This is a genomic window from Rodentibacter myodis (assembly GCF_001999305.1).
GTDB classification, from domain to species: Bacteria; Pseudomonadota; Gammaproteobacteria; order Enterobacterales; family Pasteurellaceae; genus Rodentibacter; species Rodentibacter myodis.
The window spans coordinates 50,118-70,650 of record NZ_MLHQ01000025.1; the positions used below are offsets into that span (position 1 = coordinate 50,118).

General features: G+C 42.0%; 17 protein-coding genes. 6 read left to right on the forward strand and 11 right to left on the reverse strand.

Annotated features, from left to right (window positions below; translation table 11 throughout):
• Position 1 precedes the first annotated feature (1 nt).
• On the forward strand, positions 2-739 hold the full coding sequence (rlmB, locus tag BKL49_RS09520; RefSeq protein ID WP_077424855.1) for a 23S rRNA (guanosine(2251)-2'-O)-methyltransferase RlmB: 738 nt from the start codon (positions 2-4) through the stop codon (positions 737-739).
• Between the two features lie 195 nt (positions 740-934).
• On the opposite strand, the gene brnQ is transcribed toward rlmB, so the two are convergent.
• Entirely contained in the window at positions 935-2,239 is a 1,305-nt protein-coding gene (gene brnQ / locus BKL49_RS09525) for a branched-chain amino acid transport system II carrier protein (RefSeq protein WP_077424857.1), read from the reverse strand.
• A 216-nt stretch (positions 2,240-2,455) separates the two neighbouring features.
• Between brnQ and nhaA the strand changes: the two genes are divergently transcribed.
• The gene (gene nhaA / locus BKL49_RS09530; RefSeq protein WP_077424859.1) at positions 2,456-3,625 is read left to right on the forward strand and encodes a Na+/H+ antiporter NhaA; all 1,170 of its coding nucleotides are present in this window, start codon (positions 2,456-2,458) and stop codon (positions 3,623-3,625) included.
• A gap of 79 nt (positions 3,626-3,704) precedes the next feature.
• On the opposite strand, the gene BKL49_RS12715 is transcribed toward nhaA, so the two are convergent.
• The 3 genes from BKL49_RS12715 to uvrA form a co-directional block, all read right to left on the reverse strand.
• Complete coding sequence (locus BKL49_RS12715; RefSeq protein WP_244151983.1) at positions 3,705-3,962, reverse strand: hypothetical protein; 258 nt, start codon at positions 3,960-3,962, stop codon at positions 3,705-3,707.
• 362 nt (positions 3,963-4,324) lie between these two features.
• Positions 4,325-4,513, reverse strand: coding sequence for a hypothetical protein (locus tag BKL49_RS09540; protein ID WP_244151984.1), 189 nt, complete (start codon positions 4,511-4,513; stop codon positions 4,325-4,327).
• Positions 4,514-4,685: 172 nt separating this feature from the next.
• Complete coding sequence (gene uvrA / locus BKL49_RS09545) at positions 4,686-7,517, reverse strand: excinuclease ABC subunit UvrA (protein ID WP_077424861.1); 2,832 nt, start codon at positions 7,515-7,517, stop codon at positions 4,686-4,688.
• 153 nt (positions 7,518-7,670) lie between these two features.
• On the opposite strand from uvrA, the gene BKL49_RS09550 reads away from it, so the two are divergent.
• Complete coding sequence (locus BKL49_RS09550; protein ID WP_077424863.1) at positions 7,671-8,180, forward strand: single-stranded DNA-binding protein; 510 nt, start codon at positions 7,671-7,673, stop codon at positions 8,178-8,180.
• A gap of 111 nt (positions 8,181-8,291) precedes the next feature.
• Here BKL49_RS09550 and BKL49_RS09555 read toward each other — a convergent pair whose 3' ends face one another.
• The 4 genes from BKL49_RS09555 to tsaD form a co-directional block, all read right to left on the reverse strand.
• A complete protein-coding gene (locus BKL49_RS09555; protein ID WP_077424865.1) occupies positions 8,292-10,319 on the reverse strand; it encodes a BCCT family transporter in 2,028 nt (675 codons plus the stop codon).
• A 299-nt stretch (positions 10,320-10,618) separates the two neighbouring features.
• Positions 10,619-11,839, reverse strand: a complete 1,221-nt coding sequence (locus BKL49_RS09560; RefSeq protein ID WP_077424866.1) for an aromatic amino acid transport family protein — start codon at positions 11,837-11,839, stop codon at positions 10,619-10,621.
• A gap of 96 nt (positions 11,840-11,935) precedes the next feature.
• Entirely contained in the window at positions 11,936-12,517 is a 582-nt protein-coding gene (locus tag BKL49_RS09565; protein ID WP_077424868.1) for a thymidine kinase, read from the reverse strand.
• 27 nt (positions 12,518-12,544) lie between these two features.
• Positions 12,545-13,588 carry a tRNA (adenosine(37)-N6)-threonylcarbamoyltransferase complex transferase subunit TsaD gene (tsaD, locus tag BKL49_RS09570; RefSeq protein WP_077424870.1) on the reverse strand — a complete coding sequence of 348 codons (1,044 nt, stop codon included), beginning with the start codon at positions 13,586-13,588 and terminating at the stop codon, positions 12,545-12,547.
• Positions 13,589-13,808: 220 nt separating this feature from the next.
• On the opposite strand from tsaD, the gene rpsU reads away from it, so the two are divergent.
• The 3 genes from rpsU to rpoD all read left to right on the forward strand — a co-directional run bounded on the left by rpsU (position 13,809) and on the right by rpoD (position 17,883).
• Entirely contained in the window at positions 13,809-14,024 is a 216-nt protein-coding gene (gene rpsU / locus BKL49_RS09575) for a 30S ribosomal protein S21 (RefSeq protein WP_005694732.1), read from the forward strand.
• A 122-nt stretch (positions 14,025-14,146) separates the two neighbouring features.
• Complete coding sequence (dnaG, locus tag BKL49_RS09580) at positions 14,147-15,928, forward strand: DNA primase (protein ID WP_077424872.1); 1,782 nt, start codon at positions 14,147-14,149, stop codon at positions 15,926-15,928.
• Between the two features lie 68 nt (positions 15,929-15,996).
• Positions 15,997-17,883, forward strand: coding sequence for an RNA polymerase sigma factor RpoD (rpoD, locus tag BKL49_RS09585; RefSeq protein WP_077424874.1), 1,887 nt, complete (start codon positions 15,997-15,999; stop codon positions 17,881-17,883).
• A gap of 89 nt (positions 17,884-17,972) precedes the next feature.
• Here rpoD and dusC read toward each other — a convergent pair whose 3' ends face one another.
• The 3 genes from dusC to pyrE form a co-directional block, all read right to left on the reverse strand.
• Complete coding sequence (gene dusC / locus BKL49_RS09590; RefSeq protein WP_077424876.1) at positions 17,973-18,914, reverse strand: tRNA dihydrouridine(16) synthase DusC; 942 nt, start codon at positions 18,912-18,914, stop codon at positions 17,973-17,975.
• Positions 18,915-18,917: 3 nt separating this feature from the next.
• A complete protein-coding gene (gene djlA / locus BKL49_RS09595) occupies positions 18,918-19,784 on the reverse strand; it encodes a co-chaperone DjlA (protein ID WP_077424878.1) in 867 nt (288 codons plus the stop codon).
• Positions 19,785-19,886: 102 nt separating this feature from the next.
• The gene (gene pyrE, locus BKL49_RS09600) at positions 19,887-20,528 is read right to left on the reverse strand and encodes an orotate phosphoribosyltransferase (RefSeq protein ID WP_077424880.1); all 642 of its coding nucleotides are present in this window, start codon (positions 20,526-20,528) and stop codon (positions 19,887-19,889) included.
• Between the last annotated feature and the right edge of the window lie 5 nt (positions 20,529-20,533).

Below are 20,533 nucleotides of genomic sequence, written 5' to 3' on the forward strand. Positions count from 1 at the left end.
TATGTCTGAACAAATTTACGGTATTCACGCCGTCAATAGTATTTTAGCCCATACACCGGAACGCTTGATTGAGGTATTCGTGTTAAAAGGGCGTGAAGACAAACGTTTACAACCCTTGTTAAACGAACTCTACGCAATGGGCATTGGCGTACAATTTGTAAATCGCCAAACCTTAGATAAAAAAGCCAATGGCGAAGTACATCAAGGCGTCATTGCCCGTGTGCAGGCGGCAAAGGAACTCAATGAAAACGATCTGGAAGCCCTTCTTGCCAACAAACAAAATCCACTTTTATTGGTTTTGGATGGCGTAACCGATCCGCATAATCTTGGTGCTTGTTTACGAACTGCAGATGCAGCCGGTGTTACTGCCGTGATCGTGCCAAAAGATAAATCGGCACAACTGACTTCGATCGCCCGTAAAGTAGCTTGCGGTGCAGCGGAAACCGTACCGCTTATTCGCGTAACAAACCTTTCCCGCACCCTTCGTGATTTGCAACAAAATCACAATATTTGGGTAGTCGGCACAGCAGGTGAAGCAACAGAAACCCTTTACCAAAGCAAGCTCACCGGCGCACTGGCACTGGTGATGGGAGCCGAGGGGGAAGGTATGCGCCGTTTAACGCGTGAACATTGCGATCAACTGATCAGTATTCCAATGGCAGGATCTGTTTCATCATTAAACGTATCTGTGGCAACCGGCGTCTGCTTATTTGAAATTGTCCGTCAACGTTTGAGTTGATAAAACACACATAAAATTGACCGCACTTTTAAAAAATACCGAGCATTTGGCTCGGTATTTTTTTATTCGAAATAATGAAACTCTTGTAGAAACGTCATACTAGCTTGTATCAAACCTCAAATAATTTTAGAAGCTAATACTAAGGGCGACTGCTTGGTAGTCCCTACTTTCTCTACGATACTATTTATTGCACAACTACATCGTATCGGATTTTCGTACCAAAAAGAAAGATAACCCAAGAGCAACCAATGATGGAATCAGCCACGCCATTCCTGCGGAATAAAGCGGCAAATGCTCTAATAAATTCTCAACTGATTGCGGTAATAAATCCATATTCTTCAAACTATCACAAGCACTGAAACACACCGTAATAAGCAAAGTAAAATAATAGCTAAATTTAATATTCGGCAATTTACTACGAATAATCTGTAAGCACACCAACATGATGGCAACCGGATAGATAAGTAATAATGCGGGAATCGTCACACGCAATAATTCCGTCAAGCCTGTTTGAGCAATAATAATGGTTAAAATCGTAAACATCACTACCCAAAATGGATAAGACAAACGAATGTGGAATTTAGCGAAATAATCCGCACTAGCACTGGTGACCCCCACAAGCGTGGTAAGGTTTGCCAAAATAATAATCCCCGACATAATCCACGTACCGCTCACACCAAATAATGCGTTTACATAACGTGAAAAAATTTGTCCTCCATTGGTCGCCCCTTCTGCCACCAGAGTTCCTGTCGCCCCTAAGTAAAATAGCGAAAAATACAACGCTGCAAGTAAAAGTACGGAGATAGATCCGGCGGAAATGGTGTATTTCATCACTTTTTGAGCAGAAGAAACATTTCTCACTGCTAATGCCCGCGCCACAATACCACCGAAAGCAATTGCCGCAAGCACATCCATCGTTTGATAACCGCTGATTAAACCAGTGGTAATGGCGGAATTAGTGGCATAGGCATTGCTCGGTTCCACAATTTCTGAAAGTGGCGAAATCACCACATTCACCGCCACCACCACTAATAACACTAACAATGCAGGCGTCATAAATTTACCCACGGTAGAAATGATGGTGTTCGGGCGAAGCATAAAAAGCATTCCCACTAAATTAAAAATCAGAGAAAAGATAAAATGTGTGTTTGTCCCCTCTTCTGTTATATTTAATGGTAACCACGCCATTTCATAAGCCACGTTGGTAACGCGCGGCATAGCAAATAAAGAGCCAATTACTAAATATAGAGTAGCTAAAAAAATCACTTCCGCCCATTTTGGCAAATCCCGAGTGAGTTCCTCCCCGCATCCAAGCATTGCCACTACAACCAGTGTGATAAATGGCATTAATACGCCGGTTAAAACAAAACCGAAGGAAGCTCCCGCCCAATGATGGCCTGCGGAAAATCCTTCCATTGGCGGAAAAATCACATTCCCAGCCCCCAAGAAAAGAGCAAAAATCATCATCCCTAAAACAAGAATATCTTTACGACCAAACATATATGATTCCAATAAATAAAAGGGCACTAATTCTACTATAAAGACGACTATCTCCCTAACTCAAAAACGTGAACTAAATCACATTGTCGATATTATTTAAAAATTATCGGTTAAAATAACCGCACTTCTCCGGCAGGATTTTCCGCACTAAACAAAAATTGTGGTAGTATCCAGGTTTTGTTAATTTTTATCTTTTTATTTTTTGGAGAGACTTTAGTGTTACAACTTATACAACGATTTTTTAAACTTGAATCTGCCGGCGGCATTTTATTACTTTGCTCAGCGTTAATTGCAATGTTTTTTGCCAACTCCCCGCTAAGTGGCACATACAATAATTTCTTAAATTTACCTGTCAGCATTCAAATCGGCAATTTTTCTATTAATAAAACCCTCATTCATTGGATCAATGATGGATTTATGGCAGTATTTTTTGTCTTAGTGGGGCTGGAAGTGAAACGTGAACTGTTGGAGGGATCGCTTTCAAGCTATCAGCAAGCGATTTTTCCTGCGGTTGCCGCCATAGGGGGAATGGTAGTTCCTGCCTTAATTTATGCCTTTATCGCACGTCAAGATCCATCACTTGTCAATGGTTGGGCAATTCCAATGGCGACCGATATTGCCTTTGCTCTTGGCGTTATGGCACTGTTAAGCAAACAAGTACCGTTACCATTAAAAATCTTTCTTCTCGCGCTCGCAATTATTGATGACTTAGGCGCAATTGTCGTCATCGCCCTCTTTTTCTCGCACGGTTTGAGCCTTCAAGCATTAATTTTTGCAGCAATTGCGATTGTTTTGCTCATCGCATTAAATCGCTTTAAAGTGACCGTACTTTGCGCCTATATGGTGGTTGGGACAATTTTATGGGCATCCGTATTGAAATCAGGCGTACACGCTACCCTCGCGGGGGTTATTATTGGTTTCTGTATTCCGTTAAAAGGTGAAAAAGGTAAAAAGCCACTGGAAGAATTTGAGCATTTACTTGCCCCTTGGACCTCCTTCCTCATTTTACCATTATTTGCTTTTGCCAATGCAGGGGTAAGTTTTGAAGGCATTGATTTCGCGATGCTTTCTTCCCCATTATTGCTCGCTATTTCACTTGGTTTAATTGTTGGAAAACCCGTTGGAGTATTTGGTTTTAGCTACCTTTCTGTCAAATTAGACATTGCCAAACTCCCTGAAGGGATCAATTTTAAACAAATTTTTTCTGTTGCTATTTTATGCGGTATCGGTTTCACAATGTCGATGTTCTTAGCAAGCCTTGCTTTTGATGCAGACGCTGGTGAAAGCGTAAACGCACTCTCCCGCTTGGGGATTTTACTGGGTTCTACTGTTTCTGCGATCATTGGGTATTATTGTTTAAAAAAAACAACTTCAGTGAAACATTAATACATCATCACCGTAAAAAATTTCCCCCAACTTTATAAGTTGGGGGAAGCTTCATTCTACTCATTTCATCCCTGATAATTCAAAAATGGAATTTTAGAAAAATCCGTGTTGCAAGTAATCCTTTTGGTAACGTTGGCGTCATTGAACGAGGAAAGCAAGCCAAGTTAATATCAAATCTGGATAACGATTTTTCTTGTTTAAAGTAATTATTCGGGTGATAACGTTCCGAAATAAACCAAAAGTATTGATAATCCAATTTCATCAGGTAATTGAGAATATCCGTTGATTTATCGGAATGCGCTTCAATAAAAATAACTGGGGCGTGTTGTTTAATCATTTTTCTCGCCCTTTTAATAATACATTCAGATCAAATCCTTCAGCGTCAATTTTTAATAAAGATAACGCTGTTAATTTTTGAATTTCAGGATGCTCATCAAGCGTAACGCGAAACAAACTCCTTATGTTGCACTCCCTTAAAATGTCCTTCCATATCAAAACCTTTGTCTATAGAAAAACTACCATAATTCCAAACGGTATCTTAGTTTGATGAAGCAATTTCAATTTGATGACAAGTATCATTTACCCCTTGATGATATGCATAAACATTATGTGAGATTGTTTAAAGCTAAATTACTACATAGTGTTTGAAAAATAATACGTTGTGGCTCAAAACAAAATAATTTCCCGTTGGGGATAAATTTAGTGGCACAGTGTGCATACCGATATTCGCCCCACTTCAATGACATTGCTGTTTTGCTTAAGAATATGACGAAAAAATTGAACCTCGACTTCAGACCATTCACCGTAAGTTTTCACATATCGGCTAATAAAGTCCCCTTCGATAAAATTAAATAATCCCCATTTGGTTTGATAAAGTGCTGTTCTCATAAAATGCCTCTTTAGAAAAATTAAGGTTCGGATTATAAATCATTTTTTTCGTCAATTATTGGTTAATTTTATAGCAAATGAGGTTTGACGTAAGAAGCGTAAAATAAAAAGCATTAAATACAATATCAAGATAAAAATGACCGCACTTTATTTTAAAGTGCGGTCATTTTTTTTAACGTTTTTCTAAAATCGGTTTTAGGAATCGTGCGGTGTGTGATCCTTCCACCAGTGCCACTTCTTCCGGCGTACCAGTTGCGATAATTTGTCCACCGCCACTGCCACCTTCCGGCCCGAGATCCACAATCCAGTCTGCGGTTTTGATGACATCAAGATTATGCTCAATCACCACAATGGTATTGCCTTGATCACGCAGACGATGCAACACTTCAAGTAGTTGTTTAATATCGGCAAAATGTAAGCCTGTGGTCGGTTCATCCAAAATATACAAAGTTTTTCCGGTATCACGTTTGGAAAGTTCTGTCGCCAATTTCACCCGCTGTGCTTCCCCTCCGGAAAGGGTGGTCGAGGATTGACCAAGACGAATATAGGATAATCCTACATCCATTAAGGTTTGCAACTTACGGGCAATCATTGGAATAGCATCAAAAAATTCACGAGCTTCTTCCACCGTCATATCCAACACTTGGTGAATGGTTTTGCCTTTATAACGAATTTCCAAGGTTTCACGGTTGTAACGTTTCCCTTTACATTGATCGCAAGGTACATACACATCCGGCAGGAAGTGCATTTCCACTTTTAGCACACCATCACCTTGACAAGCCTCACAACGTCCGCCCCGCACGTTAAAACTAAAACGCCCCGGATTGTAGCCACGCGCACGGGCTTCCGGCACGCCGGCAAATAATTCACGAATCGAGGTGAATAAACCGGTGTAAGTCGCAGGGTTAGAACGAGGGGTACGACCAATCGGGCTTTGGTTGATGTCGATCACTTTATCGAAATATTCCAAGCCTTCAATAGATTTGTACGGTGCATAATCTGTTTTATCCGCACGGTTTAAGGCATTTTGCGCCAAGGGGAATAAGGTATCATTAATCAGGGTAGATTTTCCCGATCCCGATACGCCAGTGATACAGGTAAACAAGCCAACCGGAATATCCAGATTCACATTTTTTAAATTATTGCCCGAAGCCCCTTTGAGTTTCAGCCATTTTTTCTTATCAAGTGCGGTACGTTTTTGGGGAATTTCAATTTGTTCTGCCCCTGATAAGAATTTTCCCGTGATCGAATTTGGGTTTGCCATAATTTCTTGCGCATTACCTTGAGCGATCACCTGTCCACCGTGAACACCCGCACCCGGCCCAATATCAATAATGTGGTCCGCCGCACGAATGGCATCTTCATCGTGTTCTACCACAATCACCGTGTTACCAAGGTTACGCAAATGCACCAAGGTATTTAGCAAACGTTCGTTATCTCGTTGATGTAAACCTATGGACGGTTCGTCCAACACGTACATCACCCCCACTAAGCCAGCCCCAATTTGGCTGGCAAGGCGGATACGCTGTGCTTCACCACCGGATAGGGTTTCTGCTGATCGGGAAAGAGATAGATAATTTAATCCCACGTTCACCAAAAACTGCAAACGCTCACGAATTTCTTTCAAAATTTTCTCGGCGATTTGTGCCTTTTGCCCCGTCAACGAAAGTGCGGTGAAAAATTCCAATGTTTCGCCAATGCTTTTTTCTGAAATCATCGGCAAATTGGTTTGCCCGACATACACATTGCGGGCTTCCGGGCGCAGGCGTGAACCACCACAATCGGCACAGGAACGATTACTAATATTTCTCGCCAGTTCTTCCCGCACGGATTGGGATTCCGTTTCTTTATAACGGCGCGCCATATTGTTCAGAATCCCCTCAAAGGCGTGTTTACGAATAACGACATCACCGCGATCATTCATATATTGAAACTCAATTTCCTCTTTGCCCGAACCGTGCATAATAATCTGGCGAATTTTTTTCGGCAGTGTTTCGTAGGGGGCTTCAATATCAAAATCATAGTGCTTGGCGAGCGAAGTCAGCATTTGATAATAATAGAAATTACGGCGATCCCAGCCTTTTACCGCTCCGCCGGCAAGGGAAATACTTGGATTTTGTACGATGCGTTCTTCATCAAAATATTGTTGTACTCCCAAACCATCACAAGTCGGGCAAGCCCCTGCAGGGTTATTAAAAGAGAACAAACGCGGTTCTAATTCAGGAATAGAATAACCACAATGCGGACAGGCAAAATTTGCCGAAAATACCAATTCTTCCGCTTTCGGGTTATCCATATCCGCCACAATCGCCGTACCGCCGGAAAGCTCCAATGCGGTCTCAAAGGATTCCGCCAAACGTGTCGCTAAATCCGACCGCACTTTAAAGCGATCTACCACCACTTCAATGGTATGTTTTTTCTGCAATTCGAGCTTTGGCGGATCGGACAAATCACAAATTTCCCCGTCAATACGGGCGCGAATGTAACCTTGCGCCGCGATATTTTCTAAAATTTTGACGTGTTCCCCTTTGCGATTTTTCACCACCGGTGCAAGCAACATCATTTTTGATTCTTCGGGTAAACTCAATACCTTATCAACCATTTGACTGATGGTTTGTGCCGTTAAAGGAATATCGTGATTCGGACAACGCGGTTCGCCTACTCGAGCAAATAACAAACGCAGATAATCGTAAATTTCGGTAATCGTTCCCACTGTGGAACGAGGATTATGTGAAGTGGATTTTTGTTCAATGGAGATTGCCGGTGACAAGCCTTCAATGGAATCCACATCCGGTTTTTCCATTAACGATAAAAACTGGCGGGCGTAAGCAGAAAGAGATTCCACATAACGGCGTTGCCCTTCCGCATAAAGCGTGTCAAAAGCAAGGGAAGATTTTCCTGATCCGGATAAACCGGTGATGACAATCAGTTTATCCCGTGGAATGGTTAAATTAATATTTTTTAGATTGTGGGTACGCGCCCCGCGGATGTCGATATTTTCCATAAAACAGCTTATTTGGGTTAATATTTTTGCAAAATTGCGGGCATTATCGCATATTTCAATATCTGTGCAAATATCCAGTTAAATTTTATAGATCTTTTCTAAAATTTCAGGCAAAATAACCGCACTTTTTTAATAAGAAAAATGAGGATTTTTATGGCTGGAGTAAATAAGGTCATCATCGTGGGACATTTAGGTAATGATCCTGAAGTTCGCACAATGCCAAATGGCGATGCGGTCGCAAATATTAGCGTGGCAACAAGTGAAAGTTGGAATGACCGCAACACCGGCGAACGCCGTGAAATCACAGAATGGCATCGTATCGTGTTCTACCGCCGCCAAGCAGAAATCTGTGGTGAATATTTACGTAAAGGTTCCCAAGTTTATGTAGAAGGTCGCTTACGCACCCGCAAATGGCAAGATCAAAATGGTCAAGACCGCTATACTACGGAGATTCAAGGCGATGTAATGCAAATGCTAGGCAGCCGCAACCAAAATGCAGGTGGCTATGGCGCACCGGATATGGGACAAAGCGCACCGCAACCAAGTTATTCAGCACAAACACGCTCTAACAACTATCAATCCTCCCGCCCAACACCGGCTTCCCAATCTGCCCCACAAGCAGAACCGCCAATGGATGGGTTTGATGATGATATTCCGTTCTAAGAAACTTAAAAAAGGAAGCATACGCTTCCTTTTTTAATTTTCTCTTTATAAGTCTAAAAGTGCGGTCAAAAATTTATAAGCTTTTGACCGCACTTGTTACAACAAATGAAATTATTCTGCCAATTCCGTTTGTTCGTGTGCCATTAGTTCTTGTCCTACATCGTCAAGCAAACTTAAATAGCGTTCATATTGTTTCAACATATCGGCGATTAATTCGTCTTGATCCATATATTGCACATCGTAGCCGACCCGACCATCAAAGAAGTAAGAATAAGGCTCATAAGTGGTGCGATGTTGAATATGGGGTAAATTTTCGTCATTGATTAACTGTTCCGATACTTCACGCCCTACGGATTTGATGCCGTACATAAAATCCCGCATAGAGTCTTTCTGAATGACTAATTCTACGGCAGGTTCGTCTTGTTCAAAGAAGGTATTTACCTGCACGCTCAAATTATATTTACCAATTAATTCTTGGCGTAATTCCCGCATCGCCGGTAGGGCTGTGCGTTTTAAAAAACGTAAAATATCTTTTTCTTGGGTTTGGTTCATCATTTGTTCCAAACGTTCTTTCCATCTTTCCCCTGTCCAGAAAATACTGGTTGGATTAACTTTGGTGGCAAAATATTTTTTATCGGCATTTAAGCCTTTCCATAGGCTGAAGCACATCACCAGCATTAAGAGGGCGAAAGGTAGGGCGACAATTAAGGTCATTGTTTGTAAATTTGCCAAACCGCCCGATTGCATTAGTACAATCGCAACAATTGACATTAATACGCCCCACATTATCGCCTGCCAACGTGGTGATACCAAACTTTTATCCCGTGACGCAATGTTATTTAACACATAAATACCGGAGTCTGCCGACGTGATAAAAAACAGTGAAATCACCATTAAACTCACTAAGCCGGTGAGTGTTGGCAGCGGTAAATAATCTAAGAATTTGAATAATAAAATTTCAGGTGAGGCGATCATTTCGCCGAGTTTGCCTGCCGCGATTCCGTCATTTAACCAAATGGCGGTGTTGCCAAATACGGTAAACCAAAGAATACCGAATAAACTAGGAATCACCAGTACGCCAAAGATAAATTCACGAATGGTACGCCCCTTAGAAATGCGGGCGATAAATAAGCCCACAAATGGCGCCCAAGAACACCACCAAGCCCAATAAAGGATTGTCCAACCGCTAAACCAATCGGTATGTTCTTGCTCATATACATAGGTTTTAAAGCTAAGTTGCACTAAATTGCTGAGATAAGTTCCGATATTGTCGCTAAATGCCGAGAGTAGATACAGTGTCGGCCCACTCATCAAGACAAAAATAAGCAGTAAAAATGCCAAACTTAAATTTAATTCACTGAGAATTTTTACCCCTTTTCCTACGCCCGAAATGGCAGAAAAAATCGCCAAACTCATTACAACTGCAATCACGATCATTTGTAAGCCGAAACTGTTTTCATCAATCCAGCCCATTTGATGCAAGCCCGCACCTAGTTGTGATGCCCCAAAACCTAAGGTTGTGATAATACCGAATAAAGTGGCAAGTAATGCCATAATGTCGATAATATCGCCCATTTTGCCATTAATACGATCTTTCAATAAGGGGTAGAAGCAAGAACGTAACGCAAGGGGCAATTTATAGCGGAAACCGAAATACGCTAAGGCTAATGCAATCATTCCATATACTGCCCAAGCGTGAATTCCCCAGTGGAATAAGGTATGTAATAAGGCCTCTTGTTGTTGATGTTCTGCCGTTCCTGTGGTGATTTCGGAAAGATAGTGGGTTAGAGGTTCAGCCACACCAAAAAACATTAAACCCACGCCCATTCCCGCCGCAAAGAGCATTGCCAACCAAGAAAGAAAACCAAATTCAGGTTCTTCTTCATCGCTGCCGAGTTTAATATTTCCCAAGTTACTGACCGATAAAATAACCAAAAAGCTCAAAAAAATTGAGAATGTCAAAACATAAAACCAACTGAAATTGGCAAAAATACCGGCTTTTGCCAAATTTAACAGTGCCTGTGTTTGTGTCGGTGCAATTAAAATCATCACCACCAATAACAATACAAATAATAACGTCAAGCCGATTACAAAAGGATTAAATGACGTTCGTTTTTCTATAAATTGAGATAAAGACAAACCTTTCCCCTTAAAAATTAAGTAGATAAATTTAAAAATTCGATTTCATTCAATATTGCCCGAAAGCAAAAAGTGTGCAGTGGAACCACCGCGATGACAGCACATAGAAGTGCGATTTTGACGGAAACACTCAGTAGGCATTGAGGGATTATTTCCAAAAAGTGCAGGGACTATATCAAAAAACGATGATTATTTCAAATTAGTAGAAATTCAAACAGGAATTTCAGTTAAAAGAAAGGGAAGGCCAATTCAGGCATTCCCTTTGAGAAAATTAAAACACGTTCAAAATTGACCGCACTTTAGCCGGCAACAGCCGGTAAATAACCGGATTGAATTAAGAAAGGAATAACCATAATCACAATGCCAATGATCAATGCAATGATTAAGGCAATATTTCCGCCCATCACTCGGTATGGAAGTGTCGGATTCGTTTGACGGGTACGCCACGCCAAGCCGATAGGTAAAATTAAGCAATAAAATGCGCAGAGTAAACCGGCATAGCTTAACGCGGTGATAAAACCTTCCGGATAGAATAAGGCAAACGCTAATGGCGGAAGGAATGCGGCAATGGTTAATGAAAAGCGGTTAGTCGGTAAATGATAACGTTTGAACAAATCGCCTAATCCTTCAAACACCCCCAACATTACGCCAAGAAATGAGGTGATTAAGGCTAAAGAAGAAAAGATACGAACCACTTCGCCCATTACATTAGAACCGGTAATTTCACGCACGGCATTAACCAAACCGTTTAATGTTGGGTCTGCCTGTAAAATACGCACAAATTCGCTTTGACTGAGTACACCGTGAGTGGCGAGCTGCCAGACTAAATAAGCGGCAAGCGGAATTGCCGTGCCGATTAAAATGGCACTGCGGAATTTTTCGACACTTCCTTCTAAGTAACTATTTACACTCGCCATAATGACGTGAAAACCGAATGAGGTGAAGAAAATCGGCGCGGCAGAAATGACAAATGCATAATCCAAGGGTAATGCCATTAAGTGGTCTGTCGTTACTTTCGGCAACATCATAAATAAGACGAATGCAAAAGCGATCAATTTACCGATAAACAATAAACGTGTAATGCCATCTACGCCTTTTGTGCCAATCACCACAAAAGAACCGAGAACAGCGGTAAAAATGATAATCGCCGTTTTAAGCGAAATGGCTTCCATACCAAAAGCGGTCGGCAAGCCTGAAAGCAACGAGCCGCCTCCGGTGATGTAAGCGGCGGAAAGGGCGTAGAGCAAAATCAATAAACTTAATGTGGAAAGAATTCGCCCCGGCACACCAAAATATTTTTCTGCCAATGTCGCCACACCGTCATCAAGCTGATCGGCAGTTTGATAAACTTCAACGAAAAGTAAGCCACTATATACAAGCAACGCCCATAACCCAATAAGCAATAATACGGTATAACCGAAGCCCATACCGGCGGAAGTTAACGGCATTGCCAACATCCCCGCCCCAATCGTTGTGCCTGCAATAATTAACGCACTGCCAAAGGTTTTGTTTTTTAGCATAAAATTGTCCTTATGTTGTGTTTTTGTTGTTTAAAATAACGGTATTATGGCAGATACACAAATGAGATATTTCCCCCATAATGCCGAAAAATAGTGTTAAATTTGACCGCACTTTTCTTTGTAATGATAGCGGCAAACGGAAAGATAAGAGTCGTTTCCACCGATTTGGATTTGCTCTCCTTCCCGAATCACCTCCCCTTTTTCACTTAAACGAAGGACAAAATTCGCCTTACGCCCACAGTAACAAATGGTTTTTAATTCTTCTAATTGATCCGCCCAAGCAAGCAAGTATTTACTGCCTTCAAACAGCTCGGCTTGGAAATCGGTGCGTAATCCATAGCACAAGACAGGAATACCCAATTTATCAACCACATCGCTGAGTTGATAAACCTGCTGTTTGGTGAGAAATTGTGCTTCATCTACCAACACGCAATGAATTTTTTTTTGCTGTAAGTGGTGGTTAATGTCATCAAATAAATTCGTGCCGGCATTAAATAAATGAGCCTCTTGAGAAATGCCGATACGGGATGTTACCTTCCCCACGCCAAAGCGATCATCAATCGCTGCCGTGTAAACCAGCGTGTTCATATTACGTTCACGGTAGTTATAAGATGATTGCAGCAACGTGGTGGACTTGCCGGCATTCATTGTGGAGTAATAAAAATATAACTTTGCCATTCTTTCATTATCCGTTTCTAAATGAGCCTATTCACTTTGAGTGTGGAGCGGTGGAAGTTCCATCATCGGCCAACGCGGTTTAACGTCAATGGCTAATTCACTTTGTTGACCTTGTTTTAAACGTAAAAAACCGGTGTAGGCAATCATTGCACCGTTATCTGTGCAAAATTGTGGTTGTGGATAAAAGACTTCACCGCCTAATTTTTCCATCATTTCTGCTAAGGTTTCACGTAATTTCTTGTTTGCACTCACGCCACCGGCAATCACCAAACGTTTGTAGCCGGTTTCTTTTAATGCGCGTTTGCATTTGATTGCCAAGGTATCTACCACGGCATCTTGGAAAGCATAAGCAATATCCGCTTTGGTTTGTTCGGTGAGTTCGCCTGCTTCTTTCATTGCCTGATTTACCGTATTGGCGGCAAAGGTTTTTAAACCTGAAAAACTGAAATCAAGTCCCGGTCGGTCGGTCATTGGTCGTGGAAAAGTAAAACGATTTGGCGTGCCTTTTTCCGCAAGACGGGAGAGTGCCGAGCCTCCCGGATAATCTAATCCGAGCAGTTTGGCGGTTTTATCAAAGGCTTCGCCTGCCGCATCATCAATAGATTCGCCAATCACCTCATATTTTCCCACGGCTTCCACCCGCACTAATTGGGTATGACCACCCGATACCAATAATGCCACGAAAGGAAAGTGCGGTCGATTTTCATCAAGCATTGGGGCAAGTAAATGTCCTTCCATATGATGAACCCCAATCGCCGGTACATTCCACGCATAAGCAAGGGAACGGGCAATGGTTGCCCCCACCAATAATGCCCCGACAAGCCCCGGGCCGCCGGTATAAGCTACGCCGTCAATATCTTCTGCGCTGAGTTTTGCTTCTGCCAATGCCGCCTGAATTAAGGGCGCAGTTTTGCGAATATGATCGCGTGAGGCTAGTTCCGGCACGACACCGCCGTAATCGGCGTGTAAGGCAATTTGGGTGTAAAGTTGGTTCGCTACCAAGCCTTTTTCTTCATCATAAATTGCGACCCCTGTTTCATCACAGGAGGTTTCAATGCCTAAGATTTTCATTGATTTTCTTAATGTTATTTGCAAAATGAGGCGTGATTTTACCCTGTTTAAGCGGTTTTCACCAGTTGAAAGCATAAATATTCGGGCGATCCCCATTCTTCCCTTTGCTTTTATCCTAAAAGTAGATTAGAATTGCGACCTTTATTAAATCTGCCGTCTTTTGGGGCGGCAGTAAAATTTTAAATTGCAATTAAATTAAACTCATTGAGGTGATTGGCTTATGCCTGTAATTAAAGTACGTGAAAACGAATCATTTGACGTAGCTTTACGTCGTTTCAAACGCTCTTGCGAAAAAGCCGGTATTTTGGCAGAGGTTCGCGCTCGTGAATTCTATGAAAAACCAACTACAATTCGTAAACGTGAAAAAGCAACCCTTGCAAAACGTCACGCTAAACGCAACGCTCGCGAAAATGCGCGCAACACCCGTTTATACTAATTTGTAGTATTTTCAAACTCGAGTTGACACAAACCGTGATTCCTTTGGTATCACGGTTTTGTTGCTTTAAAATTTACGCAAAAATGACCGCACTTTCACATCACATTTAAGGAGGCAACACAATGAAAGGCTCAATTCCTCGCCCGTTTATTGATGATTTGCTGACAAAATCCAACATTGTTGATGTGGTAAATTCCCGCGTAAAACTCAAAAAAGCCGGTCGGGATTATCAAGCCTGCTGCCCTTTCCATCACGAAAAAACACCTTCTTTCACGGTAAGTGAAAAAAAACAGTTTTACCATTGCTTTGGCTGTGGTGCGCACGGCAATGCCATTTCTTTTCTGATGGACTATGACAAACTTGAATTTGTTGAAGCGATTGAAGAACTCGCTGCAATGGCGGGCTTGGAAGTACCCTATGAAAAACGGGCTAACAGCAATGGAAAACCGCAAGCAAGCTACCAAACAAAGCGTAATTTATACGAGTTGATGCAAGCCATTGCGTCTTTTTATCAAACTCAACTTCCTTTGAGTGTTCCTGCGCAAAGTTATCTGCAACAACGTGGGCTTTCGTCGGAGATTATTACCCGCTTTCAAATTGGTTTTGTACCCAATACGCCGGATACGGTGTTACGCAAATTTGGTGTGAATCGGGAAGAACAACAAAAATTGTTTGATCTCGGTATGCTTTCCCGTAATGAACGTGGAAATATTTATGATAAATTCCGCCATCGCATTATGTTCCCTATTCGGGATAAACGTGGGCGGACTGTGGCTTTTGGCGGACGGGTATTGGGGGATGAAAAACCCAAATATTTAAACTCACCGGAAACCATCACTTACCACAAGGGAAGCGAACTTTACGGTTTATATGAAGCCTTGCAGGCAAATGATGAACCGACAAAATTGCTTGTGGTTGAAGGCTATATGGATGTGGTGGCATTGGCGCAATTTGGCGTGGATTATGCTGTTGCCTCCCTTGGCACTTCTACCACTTCGGAACAAATTCAACTGCTTTTTCGCTCAACCGAACAAGTTATTTGTTGTTACGATGGGGATCGTGCAGGACGTGATGCAGCGTGGCGGGCTTTGGAAAATGCCTTGCCTTATTTGGAAGACGGACGGCAAATTAAATTTATTTTCCTGCCTGACGGCGAAGACCCCGATACTTATATTCGCCAATATGGCAAAGAAAAATTTGAAGAATATATTGAAAGCGCGCAATCATTAACCGAATTTTTATTCGCTCATTTAAGTCCGCAAGTGGATTTTTCAACAAAAGAAGGGCGGGGAAAATTGGTTGCACTTGCCGCACCGTTAATTCGCCAAATTCCGGGGAATGCTTTACGGTTATCGCTACGCAATACCTTGGCGCAAAAATTGGGGATTTTTGATGAATCGCAACTGGAAAGTTTAATTCCAAAACAAGCCGAAAATAAAACCGCCACAGGCATAGATGCGCAACCGAAAATGAAACAAACGCCAATGCGTGTGGTGATTTCTTTGCTATTGCAAAATACGCATTTAGTAAATCGCATTACAGAAGCCGGTTTAATGGCATTACGGGCAGAAGCGGGTTACGATTTATTGGAAAAACTGACCGCACTTTGTCGTGAACGGAAAGGCATTACCACCGGACAAATTTTGGAATATTTCCGTGATACGGAATACAGTCGCCCCCTTGAAATTTTGGCAACTTGGGAGCATTTACTGAGCGACGCCGAGATCATCAATGCTTTTTCACAAAATTATCGCCGTTTAAATATTCAAGCCATTGAACGTGATATTGAAATGCTTATTGCGAAAGAACGATCGGCAGGATTAACCGAGCAGGAAAGGCAGGTGCTTGTCACGCTGATTACCAGCAAAGAAGCACAGAAAAAACAGTTAGTTAATCCTCAATAACAATGATAGAATCTTTCGTTCAAGCGAAAATTCATCCTGACAAAATTAACGCGACACGGATATAAAAAATGGAACAAAATCAACAATCTACCGCAGAACAATATTCGGAACAAATTGAACAACTGATGGAATTGGGACGGACGCAAGGATACCTCACCTATGCCGAAATCAATGACTTACTTCCTGAAGATGTGATTGATCCCGAATATTACGACAAACTACTGCAAACATTGCAAAATGATGCGGGCATCCCGGTGTTGGATGAAGCACCGGAAAGCGATGATATGATGTTAAACGAGACCATTCCGGATGAAGATGCGGTGGAAGAAGCCACACAAATTCTTTCTAATGTAGAATCCGAAATTGGTCGCACAACCGACCCCGTGCGTATGTATATGCGTGAAATGGGGACGGTTGATTTGCTTACCCGTGAAGATGAAATCAGCATTGCCAAACGTATCGAAGAAGGGATTGATGAAGTGCAAACCTCCATCGCCGCCTATCCGGAAGCATTAAGTGACTTAATTGCACAATATGAAAGGGTGGAAGAAGGCAATGTTCGTCTGGCAGACCTTATCACCGGTTTTGTTGATCCTAATGCGGTTTCGGAAGAAGCAACGGAATTATCCGATGATTTTGATGAAGATGAAGAAAATATTGATTCCAATGTGGGTGATGTACCTGAAAGTGAAGAAGAGGAAGAAGACAGTGAATCGACTTCCGATAGCAATGATTCCGATAACAGTATTGATCCTGAAGTTGCGCGTGAGAAGTTCACGCAACTAAAAGTGCAACATAGCAAAACACTTGCCGTGATTGAAAAACACGGTCGTGATCATAAAAAAGCACAAGAGCAAATTGCCCTGCTTGCCGACATTTTCAAACAATTCCGTCTTGTTCCAAAACAATTCGATGTACTTGTGTTATCAATGAAAAATATGATGAAACGTGTGCGTGGCGAAGAGCGTCAATTACAAAAAGTATTAATTGATATTGCCGGTATGCCGAAGGATGAATTTGAAGTGTTAATAACCAAGTACGGTAGTAACGATGCGTGGTTGAATAAAGCTCTCAAATCCAGTAAACCTTGGGCAAAACGCTTGCCAAAATATGAAGATCGTATTCGTCAAGCCATTGCAAATTTAGTGACCTTTGAGCAACATTCAAAGCTCACCGTCCAACAAATGCGTACCATCTGTGATGCCGTCGCACGAGGTGAGCAAAAATCACGCCGTGCGAAAAAAGAAATGGTGGAAGCCAACTTACGTTTGGTTATTTCCATTGCCAAAAAATACACCAACCGAGGTTTACAATTCTTGGATTTAATTCAAGAAGGAAATATCGGTTTGATGAAAGCGGTGGATAAATTTGAATATCGCCGTGGTTATAAGTTCTCAACTTATGCAACTTGGTGGATTCGTCAAGCCATTACACGTTCTATTGCAGACCAAGCCCGCACGATTCGTATTCCGGTTCATATGATTGAGACCATCAATAAATTGAACCGTATTTCCCGTCAAATGCTGCAAGAAATGGGGCGTGAAGCAACACCGGAAGAATTGGCAGAGCGAATGGGAATGCCGGAAGATAAAATTCGCAAAGTGTTAAAAATTGCGAAAGAACCAATTTCGATGGAAACCCCAATCGGTGATGACGATGATTCCCATTTAGGCGATTTTATTGAAGATAATACCCTTGAATTGCCACTGGATTCTGCAACGGCACAAAGCCTTAAAGCCGCAACGCACGAAGTGTTGGAAGGCTTAACTCCGCGTGAGGCAAAAGTGTTGCGTATGCGTTTTGGGATTGATATGAATACGGATCACACCCTTGAAGAAGTGGGTAAACAATTTGATGTAACCCGTGAACGTATCCGTCAAATTGAAGCCAAAGCCCTTCGCAAACTTCGCCATCCAAGTCGTTCTGAAACATTACGTAGTTTCTTAGATGACTAGCTCAAAATAGACGTAAAAAAGGATAACCAAAAAGTTATCCTTTTCTTTTATCAATTCAAAACTACGTGAAAATTGACCGCACTTTTATCTCAATTTATCGCCATTTGCCCTAATCTTTTCCTTAAATCATCCGCCGTTTGGCAGGTTTTGATTTTTTCAAAGACTGTATTGGCTTCATCATATTCCTTATTTAAATAACGTAGCCATTGCTTAATGCGTGCAACGTGGTAAAAACCGGAATCGTGAAAATTCTCCATTTCGGCATACTTTTGTAAAATTTTCTGAACCTCAACCCACGGCATTTTGGGGGCATTTGTTTTTAAAACATTGCTTAAATTTGGAATATTTAACGCACCACGCCCCACCATTAAGTCTTGGCAACCGGTTTCTGCAAGGCAACGTTGTCCATCCTGCCAATGCCAAATTTCTCCATTGGCGATAACGGGGATTGATAAACGCTTACGCACTTCACCAATTTTTGCCCAATTAATGCGATCTGCACGATAACCATCCGTTTTAGTTCGCCCGTGAATAGTGATTTCCGTTGCTCCGCCTTGCACTACGGCATCGGCAATTTCAAAGGCTTGAGAAATATCGTCCCAACCTAACCGTACTTTGACACTCACCGGCAAATGGCAAGGCACTGCTTGGCGTAAAACCTGTGTTGCACGATAAATTAACTCGGGTTGTTTAAGCAATGCCGCTCCACCATTGCTTCCATTTACGGTTTTAGACGGACAACCGCAATTTAAGTCAATACCTTGCGAACCCAATTCAATTGCCCGTATTGCGTTCTCGGCTAAATAATTCGGATGTTGTCCGAGTAATTGCACCCGTACAGGTGTGCCGGAGGGGGTAAAGCCCCGATTTTTCAATTCAGGGCATAAACGATAAAACACTTTTTCAGGAAGAAGTTGATCAACGACACGGACAAATTCCGTAATACATAAATCGTAGTCGTTCACTTCAGTGAGGAGTTGACGTACAAAGGGATCTAATACGCCCTGCATTGGTGCAAGAAGAACACGCACAGGCTATTTCCAGCCTTTTGCTTTACAAATTAAATCGTAAGCCGCTTGAATTTGTTGTGCTTTTTCTTTTGCCATTTCCATCATTTCCGGCGGTAATCCTTTTGCCACCAGTTTATCCGGATGATGTTCGTTCATTAAACGGCGATAAGCACGTTTTACCGTGTTACGATCGTCCGATTCATTCACGCCCAATACTTTGTAAGCATCACTTAATGTTGGACCTGAAGATTGTTGATACGCACCACTTTGTTGATATTCATAGCCACCACGCTGTTGATACGCCCCTTGTTGATACTGGCGATAGAATCCGCCTTGGGTGAAGGTGCGTGCTGCCATTTCCATTGCGAGCATTTGTTCAAATTGCAAACGTGATAAGCCCAATTCTTCGGCAATTACATAAAGAACGTCTTTTTCACCTTCGTGCAGTTGGGAATCGGAGAAAGCGGCTTGCACTTGTACGTGTAAAAACATCCGCAATAAATCTGCCCGTTGTCCACATCCAATACGGAATTCACGAATGACTTGGCGAATAGGGAAATCAGGCTCTTTACCACGGCGAAAAGCATCTTGCGCCAGTTTGCGTCCGTTATCATCTAATTTCATTTGCGCCATTAATTGGCTGGCAAGTTGAATATCTTCTTCCGTAACACGGCCTTTGGCTTTGCTCAAATGCCCAAGTACGGCAAACGTGGTTTGCATAAATAAATCTTGGCGCGTGGTTTTACGTTTAAAGAAACTGGAATTGACTGCACCAAGTTCGTACAACTTTTTATCGGCAATTGAACCTAAAATCAGCCCGACAATCGCACCAAAAAAGCCTGCCATTTTCCAGCCGATAAACACACCTAAAATTTTTCCAATAAAATTCATTCTTTCCCCTGTTCATTCAAAGTGCGGTTATTTTTTTGTTTATTTTTATCCTCAAACAAGGACCTTTCCCCTAAATGGTGATAAAGCTTTATTTATCAAGGTTTATACGCCAAATTCTGCACGATAGGCACGCATTTCCGACAAATAGTTGCAATATCGCGGATCTTGTTCAATAAATTGCATTAAATCATCTAAATCAATAATTGATAGCACACGACATTGATAATCACGCTCTACTTCTTGAATGGCGGAATGTTCGCCTTTGCCACGTTCTTTTCGGTTCAAGGCAATGAGTACGGCAGCAAGTTCGGCATTATTGGCGTTAATTAATGCCATTGACTCACGAATTGCCGTGCCGGCAGTGATGACATCATCCACCAATAACACCTTGCCTTGTAACGGACTGCCGATGAGATTTCCGCCTTCGCCGTGATCTTTTGCTTCTTTGCGATTAAAGCAAACCGGTTTATCAATGTTATAGCGGTTAAACAAAGCAATAGACACCGTAGTACCAATGGGAATGCCTTTATAAGCAGGGCCAAAAACAACATCAAAATCGACCGCACTTGCTTGGATCGCTGCCGCATAAAATTCACCCAAACGTGCTAAATCTGCCCCGGTGTTAAATAAACCGGCATTGAAAAAATACGGACTTTTACGCCCTGATTTCAAGGTAAATTCACCAAATTTTAATACATTACGGCTTAAGGCAAATTCAATAAAATCACGTTTATACTGTTCCATTGTTG

Bases quoted from the DNA above. Each gene is read 5' to 3' on its own strand.
- pyrE (WP_077424880.1), bottom strand. From the start codon at position 20,528: ATGGAACAGTATAAACGTGATTTTATTGAATTTGCCTTAAGCCGTAAT.
- rpoD (WP_077424874.1), top strand. From the start codon at position 15,997: ATGGAACAAAATCAACAATCTACCGCAGAACAATATTCGGAACAAATT.
- dnaG (WP_077424872.1), top strand. From the start codon at position 14,147: ATGAAAGGCTCAATTCCTCGCCCGTTTATTGATGATTTGCTGACAAAA.
- BKL49_RS09565 (WP_077424868.1), bottom strand. From the start codon at position 12,517: ATGGCAAAGTTATATTTTTATTACTCCACAATGAATGCCGGCAAGTCC.
- rlmB (WP_077424855.1), top strand. From the start codon at position 2: ATGTCTGAACAAATTTACGGTATTCACGCCGTCAATAGTATTTTAGCC.
- BKL49_RS09550 (WP_077424863.1), top strand. From the start codon at position 7,671: ATGGCTGGAGTAAATAAGGTCATCATCGTGGGACATTTAGGTAATGAT.
- tsaD (WP_077424870.1), bottom strand. From the start codon at position 13,588: ATGAAAATCTTAGGCATTGAAACCTCCTGTGATGAAACAGGGGTCGCA.
- djlA (WP_077424878.1), bottom strand. From the start codon at position 19,784: ATGAATTTTATTGGAAAAATTTTAGGTGTGTTTATCGGCTGGAAAATG.
- brnQ (WP_077424857.1), bottom strand. From the start codon at position 2,239: ATGTTTGGTCGTAAAGATATTCTTGTTTTAGGGATGATGATTTTTGCT.
- BKL49_RS09560 (WP_077424866.1), bottom strand. From the start codon at position 11,839: ATGCTAAAAAACAAAACCTTTGGCAGTGCGTTAATTATTGCAGGCACA.
- BKL49_RS09540 (WP_244151984.1), bottom strand. From the start codon at position 4,513: ATGAGAACAGCACTTTATCAAACCAAATGGGGATTATTTAATTTTATC.
- uvrA (WP_077424861.1), bottom strand. From the start codon at position 7,517: ATGGAAAATATCGACATCCGCGGGGCGCGTACCCACAATCTAAAAAAT.
- rpsU (WP_005694732.1), top strand. From the start codon at position 13,809: ATGCCTGTAATTAAAGTACGTGAAAACGAATCATTTGACGTAGCTTTA.
- BKL49_RS12715 (WP_244151983.1), bottom strand. From the start codon at position 3,962: ATGATTAAACAACACGCCCCAGTTATTTTTATTGAAGCGCATTCCGAT.